At 70.5% G+C, this 24,441-nt stretch carries 19 protein-coding genes; 14 read left to right on the top strand and 5 right to left on the bottom strand.

The features are described 5' to 3' along the window. Positions 1-9 precede the first annotated feature (9 nt). The 14 genes from Sri02f_RS36865 (at position 10) to recQ (ending at position 18,010) form a co-directional block, all read left to right on the top strand. Positions 10-564 (top strand): NuoB/complex I 20 kDa subunit family protein, encoded by a 555-nt coding sequence (locus tag Sri02f_RS36865; protein WP_109005665.1) that lies wholly within the window; start codon positions 10-12, stop codon positions 562-564. Then, the gene (locus tag Sri02f_RS36870; protein ID WP_109005666.1) at positions 561-1,325 is read left to right on the top strand and encodes an NADH-quinone oxidoreductase subunit C; all 765 of its coding nucleotides are present in this window, start codon (positions 561-563) and stop codon (positions 1,323-1,325) included. Before Sri02f_RS36865 ends, Sri02f_RS36870 begins: the two co-directional genes overlap by 4 nt. Further along, on the top strand, positions 1,322-2,644 hold the full coding sequence (locus Sri02f_RS36875) for an NADH-quinone oxidoreductase subunit D (protein ID WP_109005667.1): 1,323 nt from the start codon (positions 1,322-1,324) through the stop codon (positions 2,642-2,644). The genes Sri02f_RS36870 and Sri02f_RS36875 overlap by 4 nt, the downstream gene beginning before the upstream one ends. Continuing rightward, positions 2,641-3,528 (top strand): NADH-quinone oxidoreductase subunit NuoE, encoded by an 888-nt coding sequence (gene nuoE, locus Sri02f_RS36880; RefSeq protein ID WP_109005668.1) that lies wholly within the window; start codon positions 2,641-2,643, stop codon positions 3,526-3,528. The genes Sri02f_RS36875 and nuoE overlap by 4 nt, the downstream gene beginning before the upstream one ends. Further along, a complete protein-coding gene (gene nuoF, locus Sri02f_RS36885; RefSeq protein WP_174855784.1) occupies positions 3,525-4,877 on the top strand; it encodes an NADH-quinone oxidoreductase subunit NuoF in 1,353 nt (450 codons plus the stop codon). Before nuoE ends, nuoF begins: the two co-directional genes overlap by 4 nt. Further along, entirely contained in the window at positions 4,874-7,378 is a 2,505-nt protein-coding gene (locus tag Sri02f_RS36890) for an NADH-quinone oxidoreductase subunit G (protein WP_109005670.1), read from the top strand. Before nuoF ends, Sri02f_RS36890 begins: the two co-directional genes overlap by 4 nt. Beyond that, entirely contained in the window at positions 7,375-8,742 is a 1,368-nt protein-coding gene (gene nuoH, locus Sri02f_RS36895) for an NADH-quinone oxidoreductase subunit NuoH (RefSeq protein WP_109005671.1), read from the top strand. Before Sri02f_RS36890 ends, nuoH begins: the two co-directional genes overlap by 4 nt. Continuing rightward, positions 8,735-9,385: an NADH-quinone oxidoreductase subunit NuoI gene (gene nuoI, locus Sri02f_RS36900; RefSeq protein WP_109005672.1), complete on the top strand. Its 651-nt coding sequence runs from the start codon at positions 8,735-8,737 to the stop codon at positions 9,383-9,385. The genes nuoH and nuoI overlap by 8 nt, the downstream gene beginning before the upstream one ends. Next, entirely contained in the window at positions 9,382-10,224 is an 843-nt protein-coding gene (locus Sri02f_RS36905) for an NADH-quinone oxidoreductase subunit J (protein WP_109005673.1), read from the top strand. Before nuoI ends, Sri02f_RS36905 begins: the two co-directional genes overlap by 4 nt. Next, positions 10,221-10,520, top strand: coding sequence for an NADH-quinone oxidoreductase subunit NuoK (gene nuoK, locus Sri02f_RS36910; protein WP_020130147.1), 300 nt, complete (start codon positions 10,221-10,223; stop codon positions 10,518-10,520). Before Sri02f_RS36905 ends, nuoK begins: the two co-directional genes overlap by 4 nt. Before the next feature lie 15 nt (positions 10,521-10,535). Further along, a complete protein-coding gene (gene nuoL, locus Sri02f_RS36915; RefSeq protein WP_109005674.1) occupies positions 10,536-12,500 on the top strand; it encodes an NADH-quinone oxidoreductase subunit L in 1,965 nt (654 codons plus the stop codon). A gap of 5 nt (positions 12,501-12,505) precedes the next feature. Further along, a complete protein-coding gene (locus tag Sri02f_RS36920; RefSeq protein WP_109005675.1) occupies positions 12,506-14,077 on the top strand; it encodes an NADH-quinone oxidoreductase subunit M in 1,572 nt (523 codons plus the stop codon). Beyond that, positions 14,074-15,732, top strand: coding sequence for an NADH-quinone oxidoreductase subunit NuoN (gene nuoN / locus Sri02f_RS36925; protein ID WP_109005676.1), 1,659 nt, complete (start codon positions 14,074-14,076; stop codon positions 15,730-15,732). The genes Sri02f_RS36920 and nuoN overlap by 4 nt, the downstream gene beginning before the upstream one ends. A 244-nt stretch (positions 15,733-15,976) precedes the next feature. Next, on the top strand, positions 15,977-18,010 hold the full coding sequence (gene recQ, locus Sri02f_RS36930; RefSeq protein WP_109005677.1) for a DNA helicase RecQ: 2,034 nt from the start codon (positions 15,977-15,979) through the stop codon (positions 18,008-18,010). A 10-nt stretch (positions 18,011-18,020) separates the two neighbouring features. Here the strand turns inward: recQ and Sri02f_RS36935 are convergent, their stop codons facing one another. From Sri02f_RS36935 to Sri02f_RS36955, 5 genes are read right to left on the bottom strand one after another with little or no spacing between them, the layout of a single operon-like run. Further along, a complete protein-coding gene (locus Sri02f_RS36935) occupies positions 18,021-21,047 on the bottom strand; it encodes a fumarate reductase/succinate dehydrogenase flavoprotein subunit (protein ID WP_176589893.1) in 3,027 nt (1,008 codons plus the stop codon). A gap of 11 nt (positions 21,048-21,058) precedes the next feature. Continuing rightward, positions 21,059-21,946 (bottom strand): ABC transporter ATP-binding protein, encoded by an 888-nt coding sequence (locus tag Sri02f_RS36940; protein ID WP_245970958.1) that lies wholly within the window; start codon positions 21,944-21,946, stop codon positions 21,059-21,061. Continuing rightward, entirely contained in the window at positions 21,930-22,841 is a 912-nt protein-coding gene (locus Sri02f_RS36945; RefSeq protein ID WP_109005679.1) for an ABC transporter permease, read from the bottom strand. The genes Sri02f_RS36940 and Sri02f_RS36945 overlap by 17 nt, the downstream gene beginning before the upstream one ends. Next, complete coding sequence (locus Sri02f_RS36950) at positions 22,838-24,178, bottom strand: ABC transporter substrate-binding protein (protein WP_109005680.1); 1,341 nt, start codon at positions 24,176-24,178, stop codon at positions 22,838-22,840. The genes Sri02f_RS36945 and Sri02f_RS36950 overlap by 4 nt, the downstream gene beginning before the upstream one ends. 15 nt (positions 24,179-24,193) lie before the next feature. Beyond that, on the bottom strand, positions 24,194-24,421 hold the full coding sequence (locus tag Sri02f_RS36955) for a 4Fe-4S dicluster domain-containing protein (RefSeq protein ID WP_020130156.1): 228 nt from the start codon (positions 24,419-24,421) through the stop codon (positions 24,194-24,196). Between the last annotated feature and the right edge of the window lie 20 nt (positions 24,422-24,441).

Here is a 24,441-nt window from a genome sequence, read left to right on the forward strand (position 1 = left end):
CTTTAAGTCATGGGACTCGAAGAAAAACTGCCGAGCGGCTTCCTGCTGACCACCGTCGAGCAGGCCGCGGGCTGGGTGCGCAAGGCGTCCGTCTTTCCCGCCACCTTCGGCCTCGCCTGCTGCGCCATCGAAATGATGACCACCGGCGCGGGCCGCTACGACCTGGCCCGCTTCGGCATGGAGGTCTTCCGCGGTTCGCCCCGCCAGGCGGACCTGATGATCGTCGCCGGCCGGGTGAGCCAGAAGATGGCGCCGGTGCTGCGGCAGGTCTACGACCAGATGCCGAACCCCAAGTGGGTCATCTCCATGGGCGTGTGCGCCTCCTCCGGCGGCATGTTCAACAACTACGCGATCGTCCAGGGCGTCGATCACATCGTTCCCGTCGACATCTATCTCCCGGGCTGCCCGCCGCGCCCCGAGATGCTGATGGACGCGATCCTCAAGCTCCACCAGAAGATCCAGAACACCAAGCTGGGCGTGAACGCCGAGGAGGCGGCCCGCGAGGCGGAGGAAGCGGCGCTCAAGGCCCTGCCCATGATCGAGATGAAGGGGCTGCTGCAGTGAGCGACGCGAACGGCACCCACGGCGCGAACGGCTCCTCGAACGGGGTGAACCCCGAGAAGGACCTCTCCGCCTCCAATCTCCCCGGCCAGCGCGGCCAGGGCGGGGAGGAGGTCCGCGTCCAGCGCGGAATGTTCGGCGCGGACAACGGCGGCGACACCTCCGGCTACGGCGGCCTGGTCCGCTCGATCCGGCTTCCGGGCGCCGCGAACCGCCCCTACGGCGGCTGGTTCGACGAGGTCGCCGACGAACTCGAGGGCGCGCTGGAGGAGCAGGGCCTGCTCCCCGAGAACGCGATCGAGAAGACGGTCGTCGACCGCGGCGAGCTCACCTTCCACATCGAGCGCGAGCACCTGCTGCGTGTCGCCCGCACGCTGCGCGACGACCCGGCCCTGCGCTTCGAACTGTGCACCGGCGTCTCCGGCGTCCACTACCCCAACGACAAGGGGCGCGAGCTGCACGCCGTCTACCACCTGCGCTCGATCACCCACAACCGGCTGATCCGGCTGGAGGTCAGCGCCCCGGACGCCGAGCCGCGCATCCCGTCTCTGGTCTCCGTGTATCCCACGAACGACTGGCACGAGCGCGAGACCTACGACTTCTTCGGAATCGTCTTCGACGGTCACCCGGCCCTGACGCGGATCATGATGCCCGACGACTGGCCGGGCCATCCGCAGCGCAAGGACTACCCCCTCGGCGGCATCCCCGTCGAGTACAAGGGCGCCCAGATCCCGGCTCCGGACCAGCGGAGGTCGTACTCATGAGCACGCAGTCAGCATCCGCCCGTGAGACCACCGAGGGCACGGTATACACGGTCACCGGTGGGGACTGGGACGAGGTCGTGCAGTCCGCGGCCCGCGCCGACGACGAGCGCATCGTCGTCAACATGGGCCCCCAGCACCCCTCCACCCATGGCGTCCTGCGCCTCATCCTGGAGATCGAGGGCGAGACGGTCACCGAGGCCCGCTGCGGCATCGGCTATCTCCACACCGGCATCGAGAAGAACCTCGAGTACCGCACGTGGACCCAGGGCACCACGTTCGTGACGCGCATGGATTACCTGACGTCCTTCTTCAACGAGACCGCCTACTGTCTCGCCGTCGAGAAGCTCCTGGGCGTAGAGGACCAGATCACGGAGCGAGCCAAGATCATCCGGGTGCTCCTGATGGAGCTGAACCGGCTGTCCTCCCACCTGGTGTGCATCGCCACCGGCGGTATGGAGCTCGGCGCCACCACGATCATGATCTACGGATTCCGTGATCGTGAAATGATTCTCGACATCTACGAGCTCATCACGGGCCTGCGGATGAACCACGCGTACATCCGCCCCGGCGGACTCGCCCAGGACCTGCCGCCCGGCGCGGTGGACCAGATCCGCGAGTTCGTGAAGAAGATGAAGAAGAACCTCCCCGAGTACGACAAGCTCGCCACCGGGAACCCCATCTTCAAGGCCCGTATGCAGGACGTCGGCTATCTCGACCTGGCCGGCTGCATGGCGCTCGGCGCCACCGGCCCGATCCTGCGCTCCACCGGCCTGCCCCACGACCTGCGCAAGACACAGCCCTACTGCGACTACGAGACGTACGACTTCGACGTCCCGACCGCGGACTCCTGCGACTCCTACGGCCGCTTCCTCATCCGCCTGGAGGAGATGCGGCAGTCGCTGCGGATCGTGGAGCAGTGCCTGGACCGGCTGCAGCCCGGTCCGGTCATGGTCGCCGACCGGAAGATCGCCTGGCCCGCCCAGCTCGCACTGGGCCCCGACGGTCTCGGCAACTCCCTCGACCACATCAAGAAGATCATGGGCACCTCCATGGAGGCCCTGATCCACCACTTCAAGCTGGTCACCGAGGGCTTCCGCGTGCCGCCGGGCCAGGCGTACGCGGCGGTCGAGTCGCCCAAGGGCGAACTCGGGGTGCACGCCGTCTCCGACGGAGGCACCCGCCCCTACCGGGTCCACTTCCGGGACCCGTCCTTCACCAACCTGCAGGCCATGGCGGCGATGTGCGAAGGCGGCCAGGTCGCCGACGTCATCGTCGCCGTCGCGTCCATCGACCCCGTGATGGGAGGCGTCGACCGGTGACCACCTCTTCTTCCGAGCGGGGCGTCAGCCTGGGCATGCCCGAGCTGCCCGCGCCCGCCTACCCGGACGACGTCCGAGCCCGGCTGGAGGCGGACGCGCGCGAGATCATCGCCCGCTACCCCGACTCCCGGTCCGCGCTCCTGCCGTTGCTGCACCTCGTGCAGTCGGAGGAGGGACACGTCACGCGCACCGGGATGCGGTTCTGCGCGGACGTGCTCGACCTGACGACGGCCGAGGTCACGGCGGTCGCCACCTTCTACACCATGTACCGCCGCCGCCCCAGCGGCGACTACCAGGTGGGCGTGTGCACCAACACGCTGTGCGCGGTGATGGGCGGCGACGCGATCTTCGAGGGGCTCCAGGAGTACCTGGGTGTCGGCAACGGTGAGACCACCGACGACGGAAAGATCACTCTGGAGCACATCGAGTGCAACGCGGCCTGCGACTTCGCGCCGGTCGTGATGGTCAACTGGGAGTTCTTCGACAACCAGACCGTGCAGAGCGCGAAGCGCCTGGTCGACGACCTGCGGATCGGACGCACCGTCTCACCCACGCGAGGTGCGCCGCTGTGCACCTTCAAGGAGACCGCTCGGATCCTGGCGGGCTTCCCCGACGAGCGGGAGGGGGCCGTCGAGGCGAGCGGCGGAGCGGGACCGGCGTCGCTGGTGGGTCTTCGCCTGGCAAGGGGAGAGACCGCACCCGCGCGCGTGGTCCATCCGCGCGACGGCGGCCCGCACGAGGAGCCGCAGGGCAGGACGCCGAGCGACGCGACGCCGCACGACCCGTCGCCCGGCGAGCACCTGAGTTCGCATGACGCGCCGCAGGACACGTCGGCCTCCGACCCCGCCCACCCGGCAGGGCCTACCGCCGAGGAGGGGGAGTGATGACCTTGGCACCCGAGCTGAAAGGCAGCAGCCCCGAGAAGCTGCTCGCACCCGTGCTGTCGGCCTTCTGGGACGAGGACAAGTCCTGGAGCCTCGACGTCTACCGGAGGCACGAAGGGTACGAGGGCCTGCGCAAGGCGCTCGCCATGTCACCGGACGACCTGATCGCGTACGTCAAGGACTCCGGTCTGCGAGGGCGGGGCGGCGCGGGATTCCCCACCGGAATGAAATGGCAGTTCATTCCCCAGGGGGATGGAAAGCCGCACTATCTAGTTGTCAACGCCGACGAATCGGAGCCCGGGACCTGCAAGGACATCCCGCTCCTCTTCGCGAACCCGCACAGCCTCATCGAGGGCATTGTGATCGCGTGTTATGCCATCAGGTCGTCTCATGCCTTCATCTATCTTCGCGGTGAAGTCGTCCCTGTTCTGCGGCGGTTGCACGAGGCCGTGCGCGAGGCCCACGCGGCGGGCTACCTCGGCGAGAACATCCTGGGCAGCGGACTCGACCTCCAACTCACCGTGCACGCCGGCGCCGGCGCGTACATCTGCGGTGAGGAGACCGCACTGCTCGATTCGCTCGAAGGCCGCCGTGGTCAACCGCGGCTCCGTCCCCCCTTTCCTGCGGTGGCGGGCCTCTATGCGTGCCCGACTGTGGTGAATAACGTCGAGTCGATCGCGTCAGTTCCCGCGATCCTGCAAAAAGGCAAGGAATGGTTCAGGTCGATGGGAAGCGAGAAGTCCCCGGGCTTCACGCTCTACTCCCTCAGCGGCCATGTCTCCAGCCCCGGCCAGTACGAGGCCCCGCTCGGCATCACGCTGCGGCAGCTCCTGGAGATGAGCGGCGGAATGCGACCCGGGCACCGGCTCAAGTTCTGGACGCCGGGCGGCTCCTCGACGCCGATGTTCACCGACGAGCACCTCGACGTCCCTCTTGACTACGAAGGAGTGGGCGCCGCGGGTTCCATGCTCGGCACGAAAGCTCTGCAGTGCTTCGACGAGACCACGTGCGTCGTGCGAGCCGTGACCCGCTGGACCGAGTTCTACGCCCACGAGTCCTGCGGCAAGTGCACCCCGTGCCGCGAAGGCACCTACTGGCTCGTGCAGTTGCTGAGGGACATCGAGGCCGGCAAGGGGGTCATCTCCGACCTCGACAAGCTCAACGACATCGCCGACAACATCAACGGCAAGTCCTTCTGCGCCCTCGGCGACGGCGCCGCCTCGCCGATCTTCTCCTCGCTGAAGTACTTCCGCGAGGAGTACGAAGAGCACATCACGGGCCGGGGCTGCCCCTTCGACCCGGCCAAGTCGACGGCCTGGGCGGACAAGCACACGGAGGTGAACGCATGACGGTGACCACCAGCGCTCCCTCCGGAGGCGGCGAAGCGGCGGTCCCACCGGAAGACCTCGTCACGCTGAGCATCGACGGCGCCGAGATCAGCGTGCCCAAGGGCACCCTGGTCATCCGGGCCGCCGAGCAGCTCGGCATCGAGATCCCCCGCTTCTGCGACCATCCCCTCCTCGATCCGGCCGGCGCCTGCCGGCAGTGCATCGTCGAGGTCGAGGGCCAGCGCAAGCCCATGGCGTCCTGCACCATCACCTGCACGGACGGCATGGTGGTGAAGACCCACCTCACCTCGCCCGCCGCCGAGAAGGCGCAGCACGGCGTGATGGAGCTGCTCCTCATCAACCACCCGCTGGACTGTCCGGTCTGCGACAAGGGCGGCGAGTGCCCCCTGCAGAACCAGGCCATGTCGCACGGCCAGGCCGAGTCCCGGTTCGAGGGCCGCAAGCGCACATACGAGAAGCCCGTCCCGATCTCGACGCAGGTGCTGCTCGACCGCGAGCGGTGCGTGCTGTGCGCCCGCTGCACCCGGTTCTCCAACCAGGTGGCGGGCGACCCGATGATCGAGCTGATCGAGCGGGGCGCGCTCCAGCAGGTCGGCACCGGCGAGGGCGACCCCTTCGAGTCGTACTTCTCCGGCAACACCATCCAGATCTGCCCCGTCGGCGCGCTGACCTCGGCGGCCTACCGGTTCCGCTCCCGGCCCTTCGACCTGGTCTCCTCGCCGTCGGTCTGCGAGCACTGCTCCGGCGGCTGCGCCACACGCACCGACCACCGGCGCGGCAAGGTCATGCGGCGCCTGGCCGCCAACGACCCCGAGGTCAACGAGGAGTGGATCTGCGACAAGGGGCGGTTCGCCTTCCGGTACGCGCAACAGCGGGACCGGCTGGAGACGCCCCTGGTGCGCAACGCCGAGGGAGACCTCGTGCCGGCTTCCTGGCCGGAGGCGTTGCAGATCGCGGCCCAGGGGCTGCTCGCCTCGCGTGGCAGGACCGGCGTCCTGACCGGCGGCCGGCTCACCATCGAGGACGCCTACGCGTACAGCAAGTTCGCGCGCGTGGCGCTCGACACCAACGACATCGACTTCCGCGCGCGGGTGCACAGCAGTGAGGAGGCCGACTTCCTGGCCGCCCACGTCGCCGGCCGCGGCCGTGACCTCGACGGCGGGGGCGTCACGTACGCCCTCCTGGAGAAGGCGCCCGCGGTCCTGCTGGCCGGGTTCGAGTCGGAGGAGGAGGCGCCCGGCGTCTTCCTGCGGTTGCGCAAGGCCTGGCGCAAGCACGGGCAGCGGGTGTTCTCGCTGGCCACCCACGCCACCCGCGGCCTCGACAAGGCGGGCGGCACGCTGCTGCCGGCCGCTCCGGGCACCGAGACGGAGTGGCTGGACGCGCTCGCGAGCGGTGCCGGCCTGCAGGACGCGGGCGGCACGGCCGCCGAGGCGCTGCGGACCCCGGGCGCGGTGATCGTCGTCGGAGAGCGGCTCGCCGGGGTGCCCGGTGCTCTCACCGCCGCGGTGCGGGCCGCCGCGGAGACCGGCGCCCGGCTGGTGTGGATTCCGCGCCGGGCGGGCGAGCGGGGCGCGATCGAGGCGGGCGCACTGCCCTCGCTGCTGCCGGGCGGCCGCCCGGCCACCGACCCCCGCGCGCGGGTCGAGGTCGCCGCGGCCTGGGGCCTGGCCGAACTCCCGCACCGCTACGGCCGTGACACCGGACAGATCGTCGAGGCGGCGGTGTCCGGCGAACTGCAGGCGCTGCTCGTCGCGGGCGTCGAGGTCGCGGACCTGCCCGACCCGGCACGCGCGCGTGCCGCGCTGGCTGAGGCCGGCTTCGTGGTGTCGCTGGAGCTGCGGCCCGGCGAGGTCACCGAGCACGCCGACGTCGTCCTGCCCGTGGCCGCGGTCGCCGAGAAGGCCGGCGCGTTCCTCAACTGGGAGGGCAGGGTGCGCTTCTTCGAGGCGGCGCTGAAGCCCGACCAGATGACCCGCCGCGGGGCGCCGTCCGACGCGCGCGTGCTGCAGATGCTCGCGGACGCCATGGACGTCCATCTCGGACTGCCGGACCTGCGCACCGCGCGCGCGGAGCTCGACCGGCTCGGAGCCTGGGACGGCCCGCGGGCCGCCGCTCCCGCGGAGACGGCCGCTCAGCTGCCGCGACCCGCTGCCGGGGAGGCGGTGCTCGCCGGGCACCGTCTGCTGCTCGACCAGGGCGTTCTGCAGCGGGGCGACGAGGCGCTCGCCGGGACCCGGCACGCCGCACGCGCGCGTGTGTCTGCCGCCACGGCCGCCGAGGCAGGCGTCAAGGACGGTGACCTGCTCGCCGTCACCGGCCCCGCCGGGGCGGTCGAACTGCCGCTGCAGATCACCGAGATGCCCGACCGGGTCGTCTGGCTGCCGCTGAACTCCACCGGCAGGGGCGTCGCATCCGATGCCGGGGCCACGCCCGGTTCCCTCGTCCGCATCGGCCCGGCGACGCTCGGCGCCGACGCCCCCAAGGAGGTGGAGGCATGAGCCCGTACTTCGCCGCTGAAGACCTCTCGATGTTCGGCCGCGACCCCTGGTGGCTGGTCGTCGTCAAGGCGGTGTTCTGCTTCGCCTTCCTGATGCTGACCGTGCTGTTCTCCATCGTGTGGGAGCGCAAGGTCGTCGCCTGGATGCAGTTGCGCATCGGCCCCAACCGGCACGGCCCCTGGGGCATGCTGCAGTCGCTCGCCGACGGCATCAAGCTGATGCTGAAGGAGGACCTGATCGTCAAACGCGCGGACAAGGTGGTGTACGTCCTCGCGCCGATCGTGGCGGCCATCCCGGCGTTCATGGCGATCGCGGTGATCCCCTTCGGCCCGGCCGGCAACGAGATCTCGATCTTCGGTCAGCGCACCACGATGCAGCTCACCGACCTGCCGATCGCGATGCTCTACATCCTCGCGGTCGCCTCGGTCGGCATCTACGGCATCGTCCTGGCGGGCTGGAGCTCCGGCTCCACGTACCCGCTGCTGGGCGGCCTGCGCTCGTGTGCGCAGATGATCTCCTACGAGATCGCCATGGGCGCCGCGTTCGCCTCGGTGTTCCTCTACTCGGGGTCGATGTCGACGTCGACGATCGTGGAGCAGCAGCACGACCGCTGGTACATCCTCCTGCTGCCGGTCTCCTTCATCCTGTACATCGTCACGATGGTCGGCGAGACCAACCGCGCCCCGTTCGACATGCCGGAGTCCGAGGGCGACCTGGTCGGCGGCTTCAACACCGAGTACTCGTCGATCAAGTTCGCGATGTTCATGCTCGCCGAGTACGTGAACATGGTGACGGTCTCCGCCGTGTCGACCACGCTCTTCCTCGGCGGCTGGCGGGCTCCCTGGCCGATCAGCGCCTTCTGGGAGGGGGCGAACCACGGCTGGTGGCCGATGCTCTGGTTCGTCGTCAAGGTGCAGCTGCTGTTGTTCTTCTTCATCTGGCTGCGCGGCACGCTTCCCCGCGTCCGCTACGACCAGTTGATGAAGCTGGGCTGGAAGGTCCTGATCCCCGTCTCGGTGACGTGGCTGATGCTCGTCGCGACCGTGCGGACGCTGCGCAACGAGAACTACGACTTCGCCGACATCTTCCTCTACGTCGGCGGCGGGGTCCTGGTCCTGCTGTTGCTCTCCTTCGTCGTGGACATGTTCCGCAACGGCGGGAAGAGCACGCAGGAACCGGCCGAGCCGGTCGGCTTTGACCCCATGGCGGGCGGGTTCCCCGTCCCGCCGCTGCCGGGACAGGAGCTCCCGCCGGTGCCCAGGCGCAGTCCGCGCCGGGAGCGGGAGCGGGAGCTCATTGTCAGTGGCGGGGTGGACACTGTGAGTGACGGATCTCTGGATGGAAAGGAGGCGTCCGATGGCTGAGGAGCCCAAGGAGGCCGGGCAGACGACGCCCGGATTCCAGAACCCGGTGGCCGGCTTCGGCGTGACCTTCAAGGCCATGTTCAAGAAGCGGCTCACCGAGCAGTACCCGGAGCAGGAGAAGACCACAGCTCCCCGGTTCCACGGACGGCACCAGCTCAACCGCCATCCGGACGGCCTGGAGAAGTGCGTCGGCTGTGAGCTGTGCGCCTGGGCCTGTCCCGCCGACGCCATCTATGTGGAGGGCGCCGACAACACCGACGAGGAGCGCTACTCGCCGGGCGAGCGGTACGGGCGCGTCTACCAGATCAACTACGCCCGGTGCATCCTGTGCGGCCTGTGCATCGAGGCGTGCCCCACGCGCGCGTTGACGATGACGAACGAGTTCGAGCTCGCCGACTCCAGCCGCGCCAACCTGATCTACACCAAGGAGCAGCTGCTCGCGGGCCTCGACGACGGCATGGTGGACTCCCCCCACGCCATCTATCCCGGCACGGACGAACAGGACTACTACCGGGGCCTGGTGACGGAGGCGGCACCCGGCACGGAACGCCAGGTGGCCGTCTCCAAGGGCGAGGTCCCGCAGGAAGCCGCCTCCGCCACCGGTGCGGACGAGCCCGCTTCGGAGGAGGTGATCCGCCGATGAGCGTGCAGCTCGCCGCCTACTCCACCTCCACCGGTGAGGCCTTCCAGTTCTGGGTGCTCGGCACCGTCGCGGTGATCGGCGCCCTGTGCACCGTCTTCATGAAGAAGGCCGTGCACAGCGCGCTCTGTCTTGCCGGCACCATGATCATTCTGGCGATCTTCTATCTCGCCAACGGCGCCTATTTCCTGGGCATCGTGCAGATCGTCGTCTACACCGGCGCGATCATGATGCTGTTCCTGTTCGTGGTGATGCTGGTCGGCGTCACCGCGGCGGACTCCCTGAAGGAGACCATCAAGGGGCAGCGCTGGCTGGCCCTGCTCAGCGGCCTCGGCTTCGGCGTCCTGCTGATCGCCGGCATCGGCCACGCCTCCCTGACGGAGTTCACGGGCCTCACCGAGGCGAACGCCCACGGCAACGTGGAGGGCCTCGCCGCCCTCATCTTCACCAAGTACGTCTTCGCCTTCGAAATCACCGGAGCCCTGCTCATCACGGCCGCCGTCGGCGCCATGGTGCTCACCCACCGTGAACGCACCGAGCGTGCCCTGACCCAGCGCGAGCTGTCCGAGCGGCGGGTGCGCGAAGGCAAGCACGTGCCGCCGCTGCCGGCGCCGGGCGTGTACGCGCGGCACAACGCCGTGGACGTCCAGGGACTGCTGCCCGACGGCACGCCCTCGGAGCTCACGGTCAGCAGGACGCTGCGCGAGCGCGGTCAGATCCGGGACGTGTCCGCCGAGGCGCTCAACGACCTCAAGGCCCTGGAGCAGCGCGCCGAGGAGCGCCTGGAGCGGGCCGCGATCACACCGCCGCATCTGAAGCGGACGGAGGAGGCGTCGAAGTGAATCCCGTCAACTACCTCTATCTCGCGGCCCTGTTGTTCACGATCGGCGCGACGGGCGTGCTGATCAGGCGCAACGCGATCGTCGTCTTCATGTGCATCGAGCTCATGCTCAACGCCTGCAACCTCGCGTTCGTCACCTTCTCCCGGATGCACGGCAACCTCGACGGCCAGATCATCGCCTTCTTCACGATGGTCGTCGCCGCCGCGGAGGTCGTGGTCGGACTCGCGATCATCGTGTCGCTGTTCCGTTCCCGCCACTCGGCCTCGGTCGACGACGCCAGCCTGATGAAGCTGTAAGGGGTCGGAAGAAACGTGGAGAACCTGATTGCGCTGCTGATCGCGGCGCCTCTGCTCGGAGCGGCCGTCCTGCTGGTCGGCGGCCGTCGGCTCGACGCCGTCGGCCAGTGGATCGGCACGCTCCTGTCGACCGTGTCCTTCGTGCTCGGTCTCGTCCTGTTCAGCGACCTGCTGGGCAGGAGCGCCGAAGACCGGACGCTGACACAGCACCTGTTCAGCTGGATCCCGGTCGAGGGCTTCCAGGCGGACGTCGGCTTCCGCCTCGACCAGTTGTCGATGACGTTCGTGCTGCTGATCACGGGCGTCGGCTCGCTGATCCACCTGTACTCGGTCGGGTACATGGAGCACGACGAGCGGCGCCGCCGCTTCTTCGGCTACCTGAACCTGTTCCTCGCGGCGATGCTGCTGCTCGTCCTCGCCGACAACTACCTCCTGCTGTACGTCGGCTGGGAGGGCGTGGGTCTCGCGTCCTACCTGCTCATCGGCTTCTGGCAGCACAAGCCCAGCGCCGCCACCGCCGCGAAGAAGGCCTTCCTGGTCAACCGCGTCGGCGACATGGGCCTGTCCGTCGCCATCATGCTGATGTTCACCACCTTCGGCACGTTCGCCTTCGGCCCGCTGCTCGGGGCGGAGGGACATTCCGGCATCGCCGGTGACGCCTCCGAGGGCAAGCTCACGGCCATCGCGCTGATGCTGCTGCTCGCCGCCTGCGGCAAGTCCGCCCAGGTGCCGCTGCAGTCCTGGCTCGGGGACGCCATGGAGGGCCCGACGCCGGTCTCGGCCCTCATCCACGCCGCCACGATGGTGACCGCGGGCGTGTACCTGATCGTCCGGTCCGCCGCGATCTTCAACGGGGCTCCCGACGCGCAGCTGGTCGTCACCGTCGTCGGCGCGGTCACGCTCCTGTTCGGTGCGATCGTCGGTTGCGCGAAGGACGACATCAAGAAGGCGCTGGCCGGCTCGACCATGTCGCAGATCGGCTACATGGTGCTGGCCGCGGGCCTCGGCCCGATCGGCTACGTCTTCGCGATCATGCACCTGGTGACGCACGGCTTCTTCAAGGCCGGGCTGTTCCTCGGCGCCGGTTCCGTCATGCACGGCATGAACGACGAGGTCGACATGCGCAAGTACGGCGGCCTGCGCAGGTACATGCCGGTCACCTTCGTCACCTTCGGCCTGGGCTACCTCGCCATCATCGGCTTCCCGGGACTGTCCGGCTTCTTCTCCAAGGACAAGATCATCGAGGCGGCGTTCGCCAAGGGCGGCACCGAGGGCTGGATCCTCGGCGCGTGCGCCCTGCTCGGCGCGGCCATCACCGCGTACTACATGACGCGCGTGATGCTGATGACGTTCTTCGGCGAGGAGCGCTGGAAGAACCAGCCCACCCGCTCCCCCGAGGCGCCGAGCGCGGAGCCCGCCGCCGAGCACCACGGTGAGCACGCGGAGCCGCACCCGCACGAGTCGCCCAAGGTCATGACGATCCCGATGATCGTGCTGGCGTTCGGGTCGGTCTTCGCCGGCGGGTTCTTCAGCATCGGCGACCGCTTCCTGCACTGGCTGGAGCCCGTCACCGGGCACAGCGAGGGCGACTCGCCGGTCAGCGCCCTGACGGTCACGGGAGCGACCATGGTCTGCCTGGTCATCGGCGTCGGCATCGCCTACGCCCAGTACGGCCGGCGTCCCGTTCCGGCCGTCGCCCCGCGCGGGTCGCTGCTCACCCGGGCCGCCCGGCGGGACCTGCTTCAGGACGACTTCAACCACGTCGTCCTGGTGCGCGGCGGCGAGCACCTCACGCGCTCCCTGGTCTACGTCGACCACACCCTGGTCGACGGCGTCGTCAACGGCACGGCGGCCTCGGTCGGCGGCCTCTCCGGGCGGCTGCGCCGACTGCAGAACGGCTTCGCGCGGTCGTACGCGGTCTCGATGTTCGGCGGTGCGGCACTCCTCGTCGCCGCGACCCTGCTGATGAGGGCGGTCTGATACCGATGTCCTTTCCTCTGCTGACAGCGACGGCGGCGCTCCCCGCGATCGGGGCGGTCGCCACGGCCGCCGTCCCGGCCGCCCGGCGCAACGCCGCCAAGCCACTGGCCCTGCTGTTCTCCCTCGCGACGCTCGCCCTGGCCATCGTCGTCCTGATCCGCTTCGACCCGGGCGGCGGCCGCTACCAGCTCACCGAATCCCACTCCTGGATCAAGGACTTCGGGGTCAGGTACGAGCTGGGCGTGGACGGCATCGGGGTCGCGCTCCTCGCGCTGACCGCGCTGCTGATCCCGTTCGTCATCCTCGCGGGCTGGAACGACGCCGACCCGCTGGAGACGGGCAGCAAGCGCTGGCGGCCGACGCAGGGCTTCTTCGCCCTGATCCTGGCCGTCGAGGCGATGGTGATCCTCTCCTTCGAGGCCACCGACGTCTTCCTCTTCTACATCTTCTTCGAAGCCATGCTCATCCCGATGTACTTCCTCATCGGCGGCTTCGGGGACCGGGCCCACGAGCACGGCGAGGAGGCGGCGTCCACGCAACGGTCGTACGCGGCCGTGAAGTTCCTCCTGTACAACCTGGTCGGCGGTCTGATCATGCTGGCCGCGGTGATCGGCCTGTACGTGGTCGCGGGGAACTTCTCGCTCACGGAGATCGCCCAGGCCCGCGCCGACGGCACGCTCCACATGGCGACGGGCACGGAACGCTGGCTGTTCCTCGGGTTCTTCTTCGCCTTCGCGGTGAAGGCCCCGCTGTGGCCCCTGCACACCTGGCTGCCCAACGCCATGGGCGAGGCCACCACCCCGGTCGCCGTCCTCATCACGGCGGTCGTCGACAAGGTGGGCACCTTCGCGATGCTCCGCTTCTGCCTCCAGCTCTTCCCGGAGGCCAGCAAGTGGGCGACGCCCGTCATCCTCGTCCTCGCGGTGATCAGCATCGTCTACGGGGCGCTGCTGGCCGTGGGGCAGCGGGACATCAAGCGGCTGGTGGCGTACGCGTCGATCTCGCACTTCGGGTTCATCATCCTGGGCATCTTCGCGATGACCAGCCAGGGCCAGTCGGGCGCGACGCTGTACATGGTCAACCACGGCATCTCGACGGCCGCCCTGATGCTGGTCGCCGGGTTCCTGATCTCGCGGCGCGGGTCGCGGCTCATCGCCGACTACGGAGGGGTGCAGAAGGTCGCTCCCGTGCTCGCCGGCACGTTCCTGATCGGCGGCCTGGCGACGCTGTCGCTGCCGGGGCTCGCGCCCTTCGTGAGCGAGTTCCTCGTCCTGGTCGGCACGTTCGCGCGCTACCCGGCGGTCGGCATCGTCGCCACCTTCGGCATCGTGCTCGCCGCGCTCTACACGCTCGTGCTCTACCAGCGCACGATGACCGGCCCGGTGAAGCCCGAGGTCTCCGCGATGCCGGACCTGCGCGCGCGGGAGCTCGTGGTCGTCACCCCGCTGATCGTGCTGTTGATCTTCCTGGGCGTCTACCCGAAGCCCGTCACCGACATCGTGAACCCGGCGGTCAAGCAGACGCTGTCCGACGTACACAAGAAGGACCCCAAGCCCGAGGTGGAGGCGGCCAAGTGAGCGCATCAGCCGTCCACAGCCTGTGGACAACGGCGGCAACTGCGGCCGACCCGATCTCGAAGATCGACACGCCGAAGATCGAATACGGGCAATTGTCGCCCACCCTGATCGTCGTGGGCGCGGCGATCGCCGGGGTGCTCGTCGAGGCGTTCGTGCCGCGCAAGTACCGCTACTACGCCCAACTCATCCTGTCCGCAGTCGCGTTGATCGTCGCTTTCGTCGCCGTGGTCCTGCTGGCGACGCACGGCTACGGCACCACGAAGGCGCGCATCGCGGCCATGGGCGCGATCGCGGTCGACGGACCGGCCCTCTTCCTCCAGGGCACGATGCTGCTGGCCGCCCTGGTCGGCCTGTTCACGTTCGCCGAACGGCGGCTCGACCCCGAAGCGCACGGCGCCCGGGTCGACTCCTTCGCCGCCCAGGCGGCCTCCGTGCCCGGCAGCGAGAGCGAACAGGCCGCGGTCAAGGCCGGCTTCACGACGACCGAGGTCTTCCCGCTGCTGCTGTTCGCGGTCGCGGGGATGCTGGTCTTCCCGTCGGCCAACGACCTGCTGACTCTCTTCATCGCCCTGGAAGTCTTCTCGCTGCCCCTGTACCTCCTGTGCGCGCTGGCCCGCCGCAAGCGGCTCATGTCGCAGGAGGCCGCGGTCAAGTACTTCCTGCTCGGCGCGTTCGCCTCCGCGTTCACCCTCTTCGGCATCGCGCTGCTGTACGGCTACGCGGGCTCCGTGTCGTACGGGACCATCGCGCAGGTCGTCGACGGCACCCTCCAGAACGTGAACCCGGCGCTCGCCGACACCATGGGCAACGACGCGCTGCTCCTCGTCGGCGCCGCGATGATCGTCATGGGCCTGCTGTTCAAGGTGGGCGCGGTGCCGTTCCACATGTGGACCCCCGACGTCTACCAGGGCGCGCCCACCCCGGTCACCGGCTTCATGGCCGCGGCGACCAAGGTGGCCGCCTTCGGCGCGCTGCTGCGCCTGCTCTACGTGGTCCTGCCCGGGCTGCGCTGGGACTGGCGGCCGGTCATGTGGGGTGTCGCGATCATCACGATGCTGGGCGGCGCGATCGTCGCGATCACGCAGACCGACATCAAGCGGCTGCTGGCGTACTCGTCCATCGCGCACGCCGGATTCATCCTCGCGGGCGTGATCGCGACCACCCCGGACGGCGTCTCGTCGGTCCTCTTCTACCTCGCCGCGTACTCGTTCGTGACGATCGGCGCGTTCGCCGTGGTCACCCTCGTGCGCGACGCCGGCGGCGAGGCGACGCACCTGTCCAAGTGGGCGGGGCTCGGGCGCAGGTCGCCCCTGGTGGCGGCCGTGTTCGCGGTGTTCCTGCTGGCCTTCGCGGGCATTCCGCTGACCTCCGGGTTCGCGGGGAAGTTCGCCGTCTTCAAGGCGGCGGCGGAGGGCGGCGCGGCCCCGCTGGTCGTGGTCGGCGTGATCTCCTCGGCGATCGCCGCCTTCTTCTACATCCGGGTGATCGTGCTGATGTTCTTCAGCGAGCCGAGGCCCGACGGCCCGACCGTCGCCGTTCCGTCGATGCTGACGGTGACGGCGATCGCCGTGGGAGTGGCGGTCACGCTGGTGCTCGGCGTGGCGCCGCAGTACTTCCTGGACCTGGCGAACCAGGCAGGGGTGTTCGTGCGCTGAGTCGCGGCGCCGCTGACCTGCGGCGGGTTCGCACGGTGGGCCCGGTTCCCCGAGAGGGAGCCGGGCCCGTCCGCGTCGACGCCCGCCCGGGCCCACCGGCGTCCACCGGCTCCGGCGCGGCGCCCGGTTTCCCGGACCGCCACGCAGCGTCACCGGAAAGAGCCTGTGGATAACTCCGACGCTGTCAGTCCGGACCCCTATCGTGGAGGCAGTGGTCGAGGGACGACGTACGGGGGACCAGTCGATGGGCGGGACGGGCGGGATCAGCGAGATGACAGGTATCACCGGGACACCGGAGCGGACCGACAGCGAGGCACTGGCCACGCTGCACCGGGTCTTCGGATACGACGCCTTCCGCGGCGAGCAGGAAGCGGTCATCGAGCACGTGGTGGCCGGCGGGGACGCGGTCGTCCTCATGCCCACCGGCGGCGGAAAGTCGCTGTGCTACCAGATCCCCGCCCTGGTCAGACCCGGCACGGGCATCGTCGTCTCCCCGCTGATCGCGCTGATGCAGGACCAGGTGGACGCGCTGCGGGCGCTCGGCGTCAACGCCGGATTCATGAACTCCACGCAGGACTTCGACGAGCGGCGCGTGGTCGAGGCCGAGTTCCTCGCGGGAGAGCTGGACCTGCTGTATCTGGCGCCGGAGCGACTTCGGCTGCAGTCCACCCTCGACCTCCTCTCCCGGGGCAAGATCGCGGTGTTCGCGATCGACGAGGCGCACTGCGTGTCCCAGTGGGGCCACGACTTCCGCCCCGACTACCTGGCCCTCTCCCTCCTCGGCGAGCGCTGGCCGGACGTCCCGCGGATCGCGCTCACCGCGACGGCCACCCGCGCCACGCACCAGGAGATCACCCAGCGGCTGAACATGCCGGCGGCCCGGCACTTCGTGGCGAGCTTCGACCGGCCCAACATCCAGTACCGGATCGTGCCGAAGGCCGACCCCAAGAAGCAGCTTCTGAGCTTTCTGCGCGAGGAGCACGCGGGCGACGCGGGCATCGTGTACTGCCTCTCACGCAACTCCGTGGACAAGACGGCCGACTTCCTCTCCCGCAACGGGATCGAGGCCGTGCCGTACCACGCGGGTCTGGACGCGGGCACCCGCGCGGCGCACCAGTCCCGGTTCCTCCGGGAGGAGGGCCTGGTCGTCTGCGCGACCATCGCGTTCGGCATGGGCATCGACAAGCCGGACGTCCGGTTCGTCGCCCACCTCGACCTGCCCAAGTCGATCGAGGGCTACTACCAGGAGACGGGGCGTGGCGGACGCGACGGCCTGCCCTCCACGGCATGGATGGCCTACGGCCTCAACGACGTCATCCAGCAGCGCAAGCTGATCCAGACCGGAGAGGGCGACGAGGCCTTCCGCCGCCGGGCCGGCGCCCACCTGGAGTCGATGCTCGCGCTGTGCGAGACCGTCGAGTGCCGCCGCGGACAGCTCCTCGCCTACTTCGGCCAGGAACCGGACGCCGCGGGCTGCGGCAACTGCGACACCTGCCTCACCCCGCCCGAGACCTGGGACGGCACCGTCGCGGCCCAGAAGGTGCTGTCGACCATCGTGCGGCTGCAACGCGAACGCGGTCAGAAGTTCGGCGCGGTGCAGATCGTCGACATCCTGATGGGCAAGCGCTCCGCGAAGGTGATCCAGTTCGACCACGACCAGCTGTCGGTGTTCGGCATCGGCGAGGACCTCACCGAGGGCGAGTGGCGGGGAGTCGTACGGCAGCTGCTGGCCCAGGGGCTGCTCGCGGTCGAGGGGGAGTACGGCACCCTGGTGCTGACGGAGGCCAGCGGAGCCGTGCTGCGCCGGGAGCGGGACGTCCCGCTGCGCAAGGAGCCGAAGAAGCCGGTGACGTCCAAGGCGTCGGGCTCCTCCTCGTCCGGCCGCGGCAAGGGCAAGGCCGTCGTGGCCGAGCTGCCCGAGTCGTTGCTGCCCGCGTTCGAGGCGCTGCGCGCCTGGCGCGCCGAGCAGGCCCGTGAGCAGGGCGTTCCTGCGTACGTCATCTTCCACGACGCGACGCTGCGGGAGATCGCCACGGTGTGGCCGACGTCGGTGGAGCAGCTCGGCGGCATCAGCGGCGTCGGCGAGAAGAAGCTGGTGACGTACGGGGAGGGCGTCATCGCGGTCCTGGCCTCGCTGGGCGGCACACCGGAGACGGCCGCAGCGGTCCCCGCCGCGGGCGCCGGCCGCGAAGCCGACGCCCGCTCCCGCACGGAGCCGGACGATCCCGACCACTGGCCCGAGATGGACGCGGAGCCGGAGCCGGAGGACTGGATATAGCCGACCGGTCTCACAGGGCCCGCGTCGCGTAGGCCCTGACGTCCGCGTCGGTGTCCGTCGTCGCCGTGGCGAGGGCCGCCCGGGCGGCTGCCCCGTCACGGTGACGGGTCAGGGCCAGGACGGAGGCCTTGCGGACGTCGGCGTTCGGGTCGGCCAGCGCCTTGGCCAGGACGGGGACGGCCGTGTCGGGGTGGGCCACGGACAGCGCGGTGGCGGCGCCGGCCCGCACCTGCCAGGCCGGGTCGGACAGCGCGGTCACCGCCCGGGCTGCGAGCGGCTCGGGGCAGCCGGTGGCGCCCAACGCCCCGTAGGCGGCGGCCCGCACGAGAGCGTCCGGATCGTCCACGAGAGCGGCCAGAGCCGTGTGCACGGGGTCGGGCGCGGGAGCGCGGCCTGCGTCGGCGTCGGCTGCGGCCTCGGCCCCGATGGCGGGAGCGTGACCCGCGTCGGCTGCGGCCTCGGTGGCGGAAGCACGGTCGGGACCCTGGGCGGAGCCGGTCGACAGGCCGTCGCCCGGAGTGGTGTTCGGACCGCCGTCCGGGGTGCCGTCCGGAGTGCTGTTCGGAGTGCTGTTCGGGCCGTCGTCCGGAGTGGTGTTCAGCCGGCCGACGGCCACCGTGGCCAGGGACTTGGCGATCGTGACGCGGACCTCGCGGGACGGGTCGACGGTGGCCGCCCGGGCCAGTTCGTCGGCGGCGTCGACGGAGACCAGGGCGCGGACGGCCTCGATGCGGACGGCGATGTCGGCGTCGGTGAGGGCGCCGGCGAACAGGACGGCGTCGCCGAGACGCAGGGCGCGCAGCACGTCCAGGGCCGCGGCGCGGACCACGGGATCGGCCTCGGCCAGCGCGGCGGCCAGCCCGTCACGCAGGGCGGGTTCGGGCGGCAGGGTCTCGACGAGTTCCCGCAGCGAGGCCGCGGCGGCGGCCCGCACCTCGGCGGCGGGGTCGCGCAGCGCGGCAGCGAGCGCCGGGCCGGTGCCCGACGGCACCGTCTCGGTGAGGACGGCGACCGCTTCACGCCGGACGGCGGGCGTCGGATCGGTCAAGTAGGAGAGCAGCGCGTCGAGTTCGGGCTCCTCTTCGGCGAGGGCCACGAGTTCCAGGAGGCGGGAGGAGGACCGGAGGGTGGAGGACGGGAGGGAAGACGACGGCTCGGGGCCGGGCCCGGACGCCGAAGCCGCCGAGGCGCCGCCCGCCCCCGAGGCAGCAGCGCCGGAGAGGGCTTCGGCGCCGGCGGCCACGGGCGCCATGTCCCGTGACCCGGCCGTGGCCACGTCCTCGGGATGGACCTCGCCGATATGCCGTGAGGGGCCGCCGACGGGGCTGAACCCGGCGACCGGAACCAGATAGGGAGCCACGGGTCTGGCCGTGAACTCCATAGCACCGGAGGGGGACTTGTGCAGATCGAGGTGGTGGAACCAGGAGTCGTCGTCGCGACGGGGATGGTCGAGACGGTCGTGATAGAGGCCCCAGCGGGACTCGGTGCGGGCCAGGGAGGCGCGCGCGGCCATCTCCGCGCAGTCGCGGATGAAGGTGACCTCGGCGCAGCGCATCAGCTCGTGCGGGGTGCGGGCGCCCATCTCGGCGATGTCGTCCCGCATCCGCTCGAACGACTCCAGGGCCAACGACAGCCGCGCGCCCGACTTCGGCGGGGCCACGTAGTCGTTCACGAAGCGGCGCAGCTTGTACTCGACCTGGGGCTGCGGTGGGCCGTCGGGGTTGCGCAGCGGGCGGTATATCAGCTCGTGCGCCTCGCGCAGCTGGTCGGCGGGCAGCTCACCGTCGTACGCCGTGTACCGGGCCGCGTCCGCGCCCGCGAGGTCGCCGAAGACGAACGCGCCGATCATGTAGTTGTGCGGGACGCAGGCCAGGTCACCGGCCGCGTACAGGCGGGGGACGGTCGTGCGGGCGTGTTCGTCCACCCGTACGCCCGAGGCCGAGTGGCCGCCGCACAGGCCGATCTCCGAGATGTGCATCTCGATGTCGTGGGTGCGGTAGTCGTGGCCGCGACCGGCGTGGAAGGTACCCCGGGTCGGCCGTTCGGTGGAGTGCAGGATCGACTCCAGGGCGCTGAGCGACTCCTCGGGCAGATGGCTCAGCTTCAGGTAGACGGGGCCGCGGTCGCTCGCGACCTCCGCCGCGAACTCGGCCATCATCTGCCCCGACCAGTAGTCGGAGTCGACGAAGCGTTCGCCGTGCCGGTTGACCTGGTAGCCGCCGAAGGGGTTGGCGACATAGGCGCAGGCGGGGCCGTTGTAGTCCTTGATCAGCGGGTTGATCTGGAAGCACTCGATGCCGGTCAGCTCGGCGCCCGCGTGGTAGGCCATGGCGTAGCCGTCGCCCGCGTTGGTGGGGTTCTCGTACGTGCCGTACAGGTAGCCGGAGGCGGGCAGCCCGAGGCGGCCGCAGGCGCCGGTCGCGAGGACGACCCCGCCCGCGCGGACGGTGACGAACCGCCCGGTGCGGGTGTTGAAGCCGACCGCGCCGATGGCGCGCCCGTCCTCGGGGGAGGTCAGCACGCGCACCGGCATCACCCGGTTCTCGATGCGGATCCGCTCCCGCATCTCGCGCCGCCGCAGCTGCCGGTACAGGACCTTCTTGACGTCCTTGCCCTCCGGCATGGGCAGCACGTAGGAGCCGGAGCGGTGGACCTGGCGGACCGCGTAGTCGCCGTGCTCGTCCTTCTCGAACTTCACGCCGTAGGACTCCAGCCGCTGCACCATGGCGAAGCCGCGGGTGGCGGTCTGGCGGACGGTGGCCTGGTCGACGATGCCGTCGTTGGCGCGGGTGATCTCGGCGACGTAGTCGTCGGGCTCGGCGCGGCCGGGGACGACCGCGTTGTTGACGCCGTCCATGCCCATTGCGAGCGCGCCGGAGTGGCGCACGTGGGCCTTCTCCAGGAGCAGCACGCCGGCGCCGCGCTCGGCTGCGGTCAGGGCTGCCATGGTGCCGGCGGTGCCGCCGCCGATGACGAGGACGTCGCAGGTCAGCTCCTCGGCGTCGTCGAGCGCGGGGATCTGCACAGGGGTGTCCACCGGGGTGCCTTTCAGGTGTTCAGCGAGGTCAGGACGGCATGCCGCAGGGCCACGCGCGCGGGGTCGTCGTGGGCGGCGCGCTCGCGTGGGCGCGGCACGTCCCGTACGGCGACGAGGCTGCCCGCGCCGAGGAGCGCCACGCGGTCGCCGAGGAACAGGGCCTCGTCCACGTCGTGGGTGACGAAGACGACGGTCGCTCCGGTGCCGCGCAGCACCTCCACCAGCAGGTCCTGCATGCCGGCGCGGGTCTGGGCGTCGAGGGCGCCGAACGGTTCGTCCATGAGGACGGCGCGCGGACCCGCGGCGAGGGCCCGGGCCAGTTGCGCGCGCTGGCGCTGCCCTCCGGAGACGCGGTGCGGCAACTGCCGTGCGCGGTCGGCGAGTCCGACTCGTTCGAGCCAGTCGGCGGCCAGCTTCCTGCGGTCCGCGCGCGGCGTGCCCTGGATGGCGAGGGGGAGTTCGACGTTGGCGAGCAGGGTGCGCCAGGGAAGGAGGGCGTCCTCCTGGAAGACGAGCGCACGGTCCGCGGCAGGGCCGCCGATCGGCCGGCCGTCCTGCTCCACGGCGCCCGTCAGCGCCGGCAGCAGCCCGGCCAGGGTGCGCAGCAGCGTCGACTTGCCGCAGCCCGAGGGGCCGACGACGGTGAGGATCTCGCCGGGCGGGACGTCGAGGTCGACGTCGGCCAGGGCGGCGGCGTCGGGGCGGCCGAGGGTGGCCGCCCGCAGGGTGAGCCGGGTGCCGCGCACGGGGGCCCCGGCGTCTCGGCCCTTGGCATGGCCCGCATGGCCCGCGTGGCCCGTGGTCTGGTCCGTGGCCCGGCCGGTGGTCGGTCCGACGGCTGTGCCGCTGGAGGTCCCGGGGGTCTCGCGAGTCTCGCGGGTCTCAGACGAGGTGCTCATCGCGGGCCTCCTCGGGGTCGGTTCCGGTGGGGACGGCGGCGGGGGCAGCCGGCGCCGGGTAGGTCGGCTCCGGTGCGGTCGGCCCCGGTGCGGTCGGCTCCGGTCGTGGCGTCCGGGGCCGGCCGGAGGGGACGTACGACGTGCGGGGCAGCCAGCGGGTCAGACGTCGGCCGAGGAGTTCCACGGCCGTGGAGGTCGCCCAGCCGAGCACGCCGATCGTGACCATGCCGACGAACACGCCCGGGTAGTCGATGACCGTGTAGTCCTGCCAGGTGCGGTAGCCGACGCCGTACTGACCGGAGATCATCTCGGCGGAGATCACACAGATCCACGAGACGCCCAGGCCGACCGAGAGACCTCCGAAGATGCCGGGCAGCGCCCCCGGCAGCACGACCGAGCCGAGGATCCGCCACCGGCCGCCGCCCATGGTGCGCACCGCCTCCTCCCAGCCGGGGGCCAGGGCGCGGACGGCGTGCCGAGTGGAGACCATGACGGGGAAGAAGGCGGCGGTGAAGGTGATGAAGACGATGCCCTGTTCGTTGGAGGGGAAGAGCAGGATCGCGACGGGCACCAGGGCGATCGCGGGGATGGGGCGGACGACTTCGAGGATCGGCCCGAGCAGGTCCTCGGCGAGCCGCGAGCGCGCCACGAGCACGCCCGTGGCGATGCCCGCGACGGCGGCGAGGAGGAAGCCGGTCAGGATGCGGGTGAGGCTGTCGGTGAGGTCGGTCCAGTAGTCGTCGCCGGCCAGGCGGTCGGCGAAGGTGCGGGCCACATCCGCGACCGTGGGGAACTGCGAGAAACGCAGCCACAGGTCGATGTTCAGGCTGGTCAGCAGCTGCCACAGGCCGAGGGCGGCCGCAACCGACGCCGCTCGCAGCGCATAGCGGGTCACGACGCCCGCCCCAGGGCGTCGGCGTATGCGACGATCCGGGAGCCGCCGTGGGCGTCGACGTAGGCCTGCGCGGTCGCCGGGGCGACGAACGGCAGGAGCGTCGTGCCGTCGGCGACCCAGACGGCCTTGTCGGCGAACCACAGGGTGCCGGTGGTGGCGTCGGGGACGTACGCGGCGCGGATGCCGTCCTTGTGCAGGGCGACGTAGGCCAGCAGCGCGGCCGGCGTCGGGAAGGAACGGGTCCGGGCGGCGCCCTTGGGCCACACCTCGCTCGCGGCGGGCGCCGGCGCGGCGGCGAGCTCGCGGGCGTAGGACGGGCCGAGCGCCTTCTTCACGTACCGGTCGTCGACGAAGGAGTCCACGTCGACGTCTCCGGTCAGCTTCGCCGCCTTCAGGATCGACACGTCCTCCTTGAGCGCGGACACGAGCCGGGGCTTGACGGCCGGGTCGAAGGTGGAGATGCCGTGCGCGCCGTTGTAGAGGTAGACGACCTCGGCGGGCAGGCCCGTGGCCTTCGCGACGCTCTCGGCGGCCGCCACGGGGTGCTCGTCCAGGTAGGCCGTGGCCTGCGCCTGGGCCTTCAGGAACGCCTCCAGCACGGCCGGGCGCTTCTTCGTGAAGTCCTCGCGGGCGGTGACGCCGTGGAAGGTGGGCAGGTCGAGCTGGGCGCCGTCGTAGAGGGCCTTCGCCTTGCCCTGGTAGGCGAGCAGGCCGGGCCAGGCGACGAACTGCGAGAGGGCGTCGGCGCTGCCCGCGGAGAGCGCCGACGCGCCGACGGCGGGCTGCTGGTTGAGCTTCTCGATGCCCTTGTCGGGGTCGATGCCGGCCCGCTGCAGGGCGCGGACCAGGGTGCCGTCGGCGGCGGAGCCCACGCTCGTGGAGACCTTCCGGCCCTTGAGGTCGTCGAGCGAGGCGAGCTTGGAGTCGGGCGCGGTGACGATGGTGTTGAGGCCGCCGCGCAGGTTGTAGCCGGTGACCGACACCAGGTGGGTGGGCTTGCCGAGCTGTCTGCCGCGGGCCGCGTTGATGAGGAGGGGGAAGTCGCCCATCGAGCCGATGTCGATCTTTCCCGCGGTCATCTGGGCGGTGATGGGGGCGCCGGTGGCGTAGTCCTGCCAGTCCACCTTGTAGGTCCTGCCGTCGCCGAGGGTGTTCAGCTGTTTCTCGAAGTAGCCGAGGGACCGCAGGAGGGTGCCTGCCGTGACCGTGTTGATGGTCTTGGACTGGTAGCCGACGGTGACGGTGACCGTGGAGCCGCTACCGGCCTGGGCGCTGCCGCATCCGGCGAGAGGAAACAGCAGGAGGGCGGCGGACACGGCGGCTGTTCGGGGTTTCATCGGGGTTCGGGCCTTTCACCGGAGCAGGTAGGGCATGTTGACCGTGACGGCTCCGGTGGGACAGCGGGCCGCGCACGGGCCGCAGTACCAGCACTCGTCGACGTGCATGTAGGCCTTGCCGTTGCTCTCGTCGATGGCGAGGGAGTCCAGCGGGCACATGTCCACGCACAGGGTGCAGCCGTCGATGCACTTCGACTCGTCGATGGTCACGGGCACGTCGGCCCGCTGGGGCGCCAGGGTCATGGCTGTCTCCAGAGAAGTCC

The organism is Streptomyces rishiriensis (assembly GCF_003112535.1).
GTDB lineage: Bacteria > Actinomycetota > Actinomycetes > Streptomycetales > Streptomycetaceae > Streptomyces > Streptomyces rishiriensis.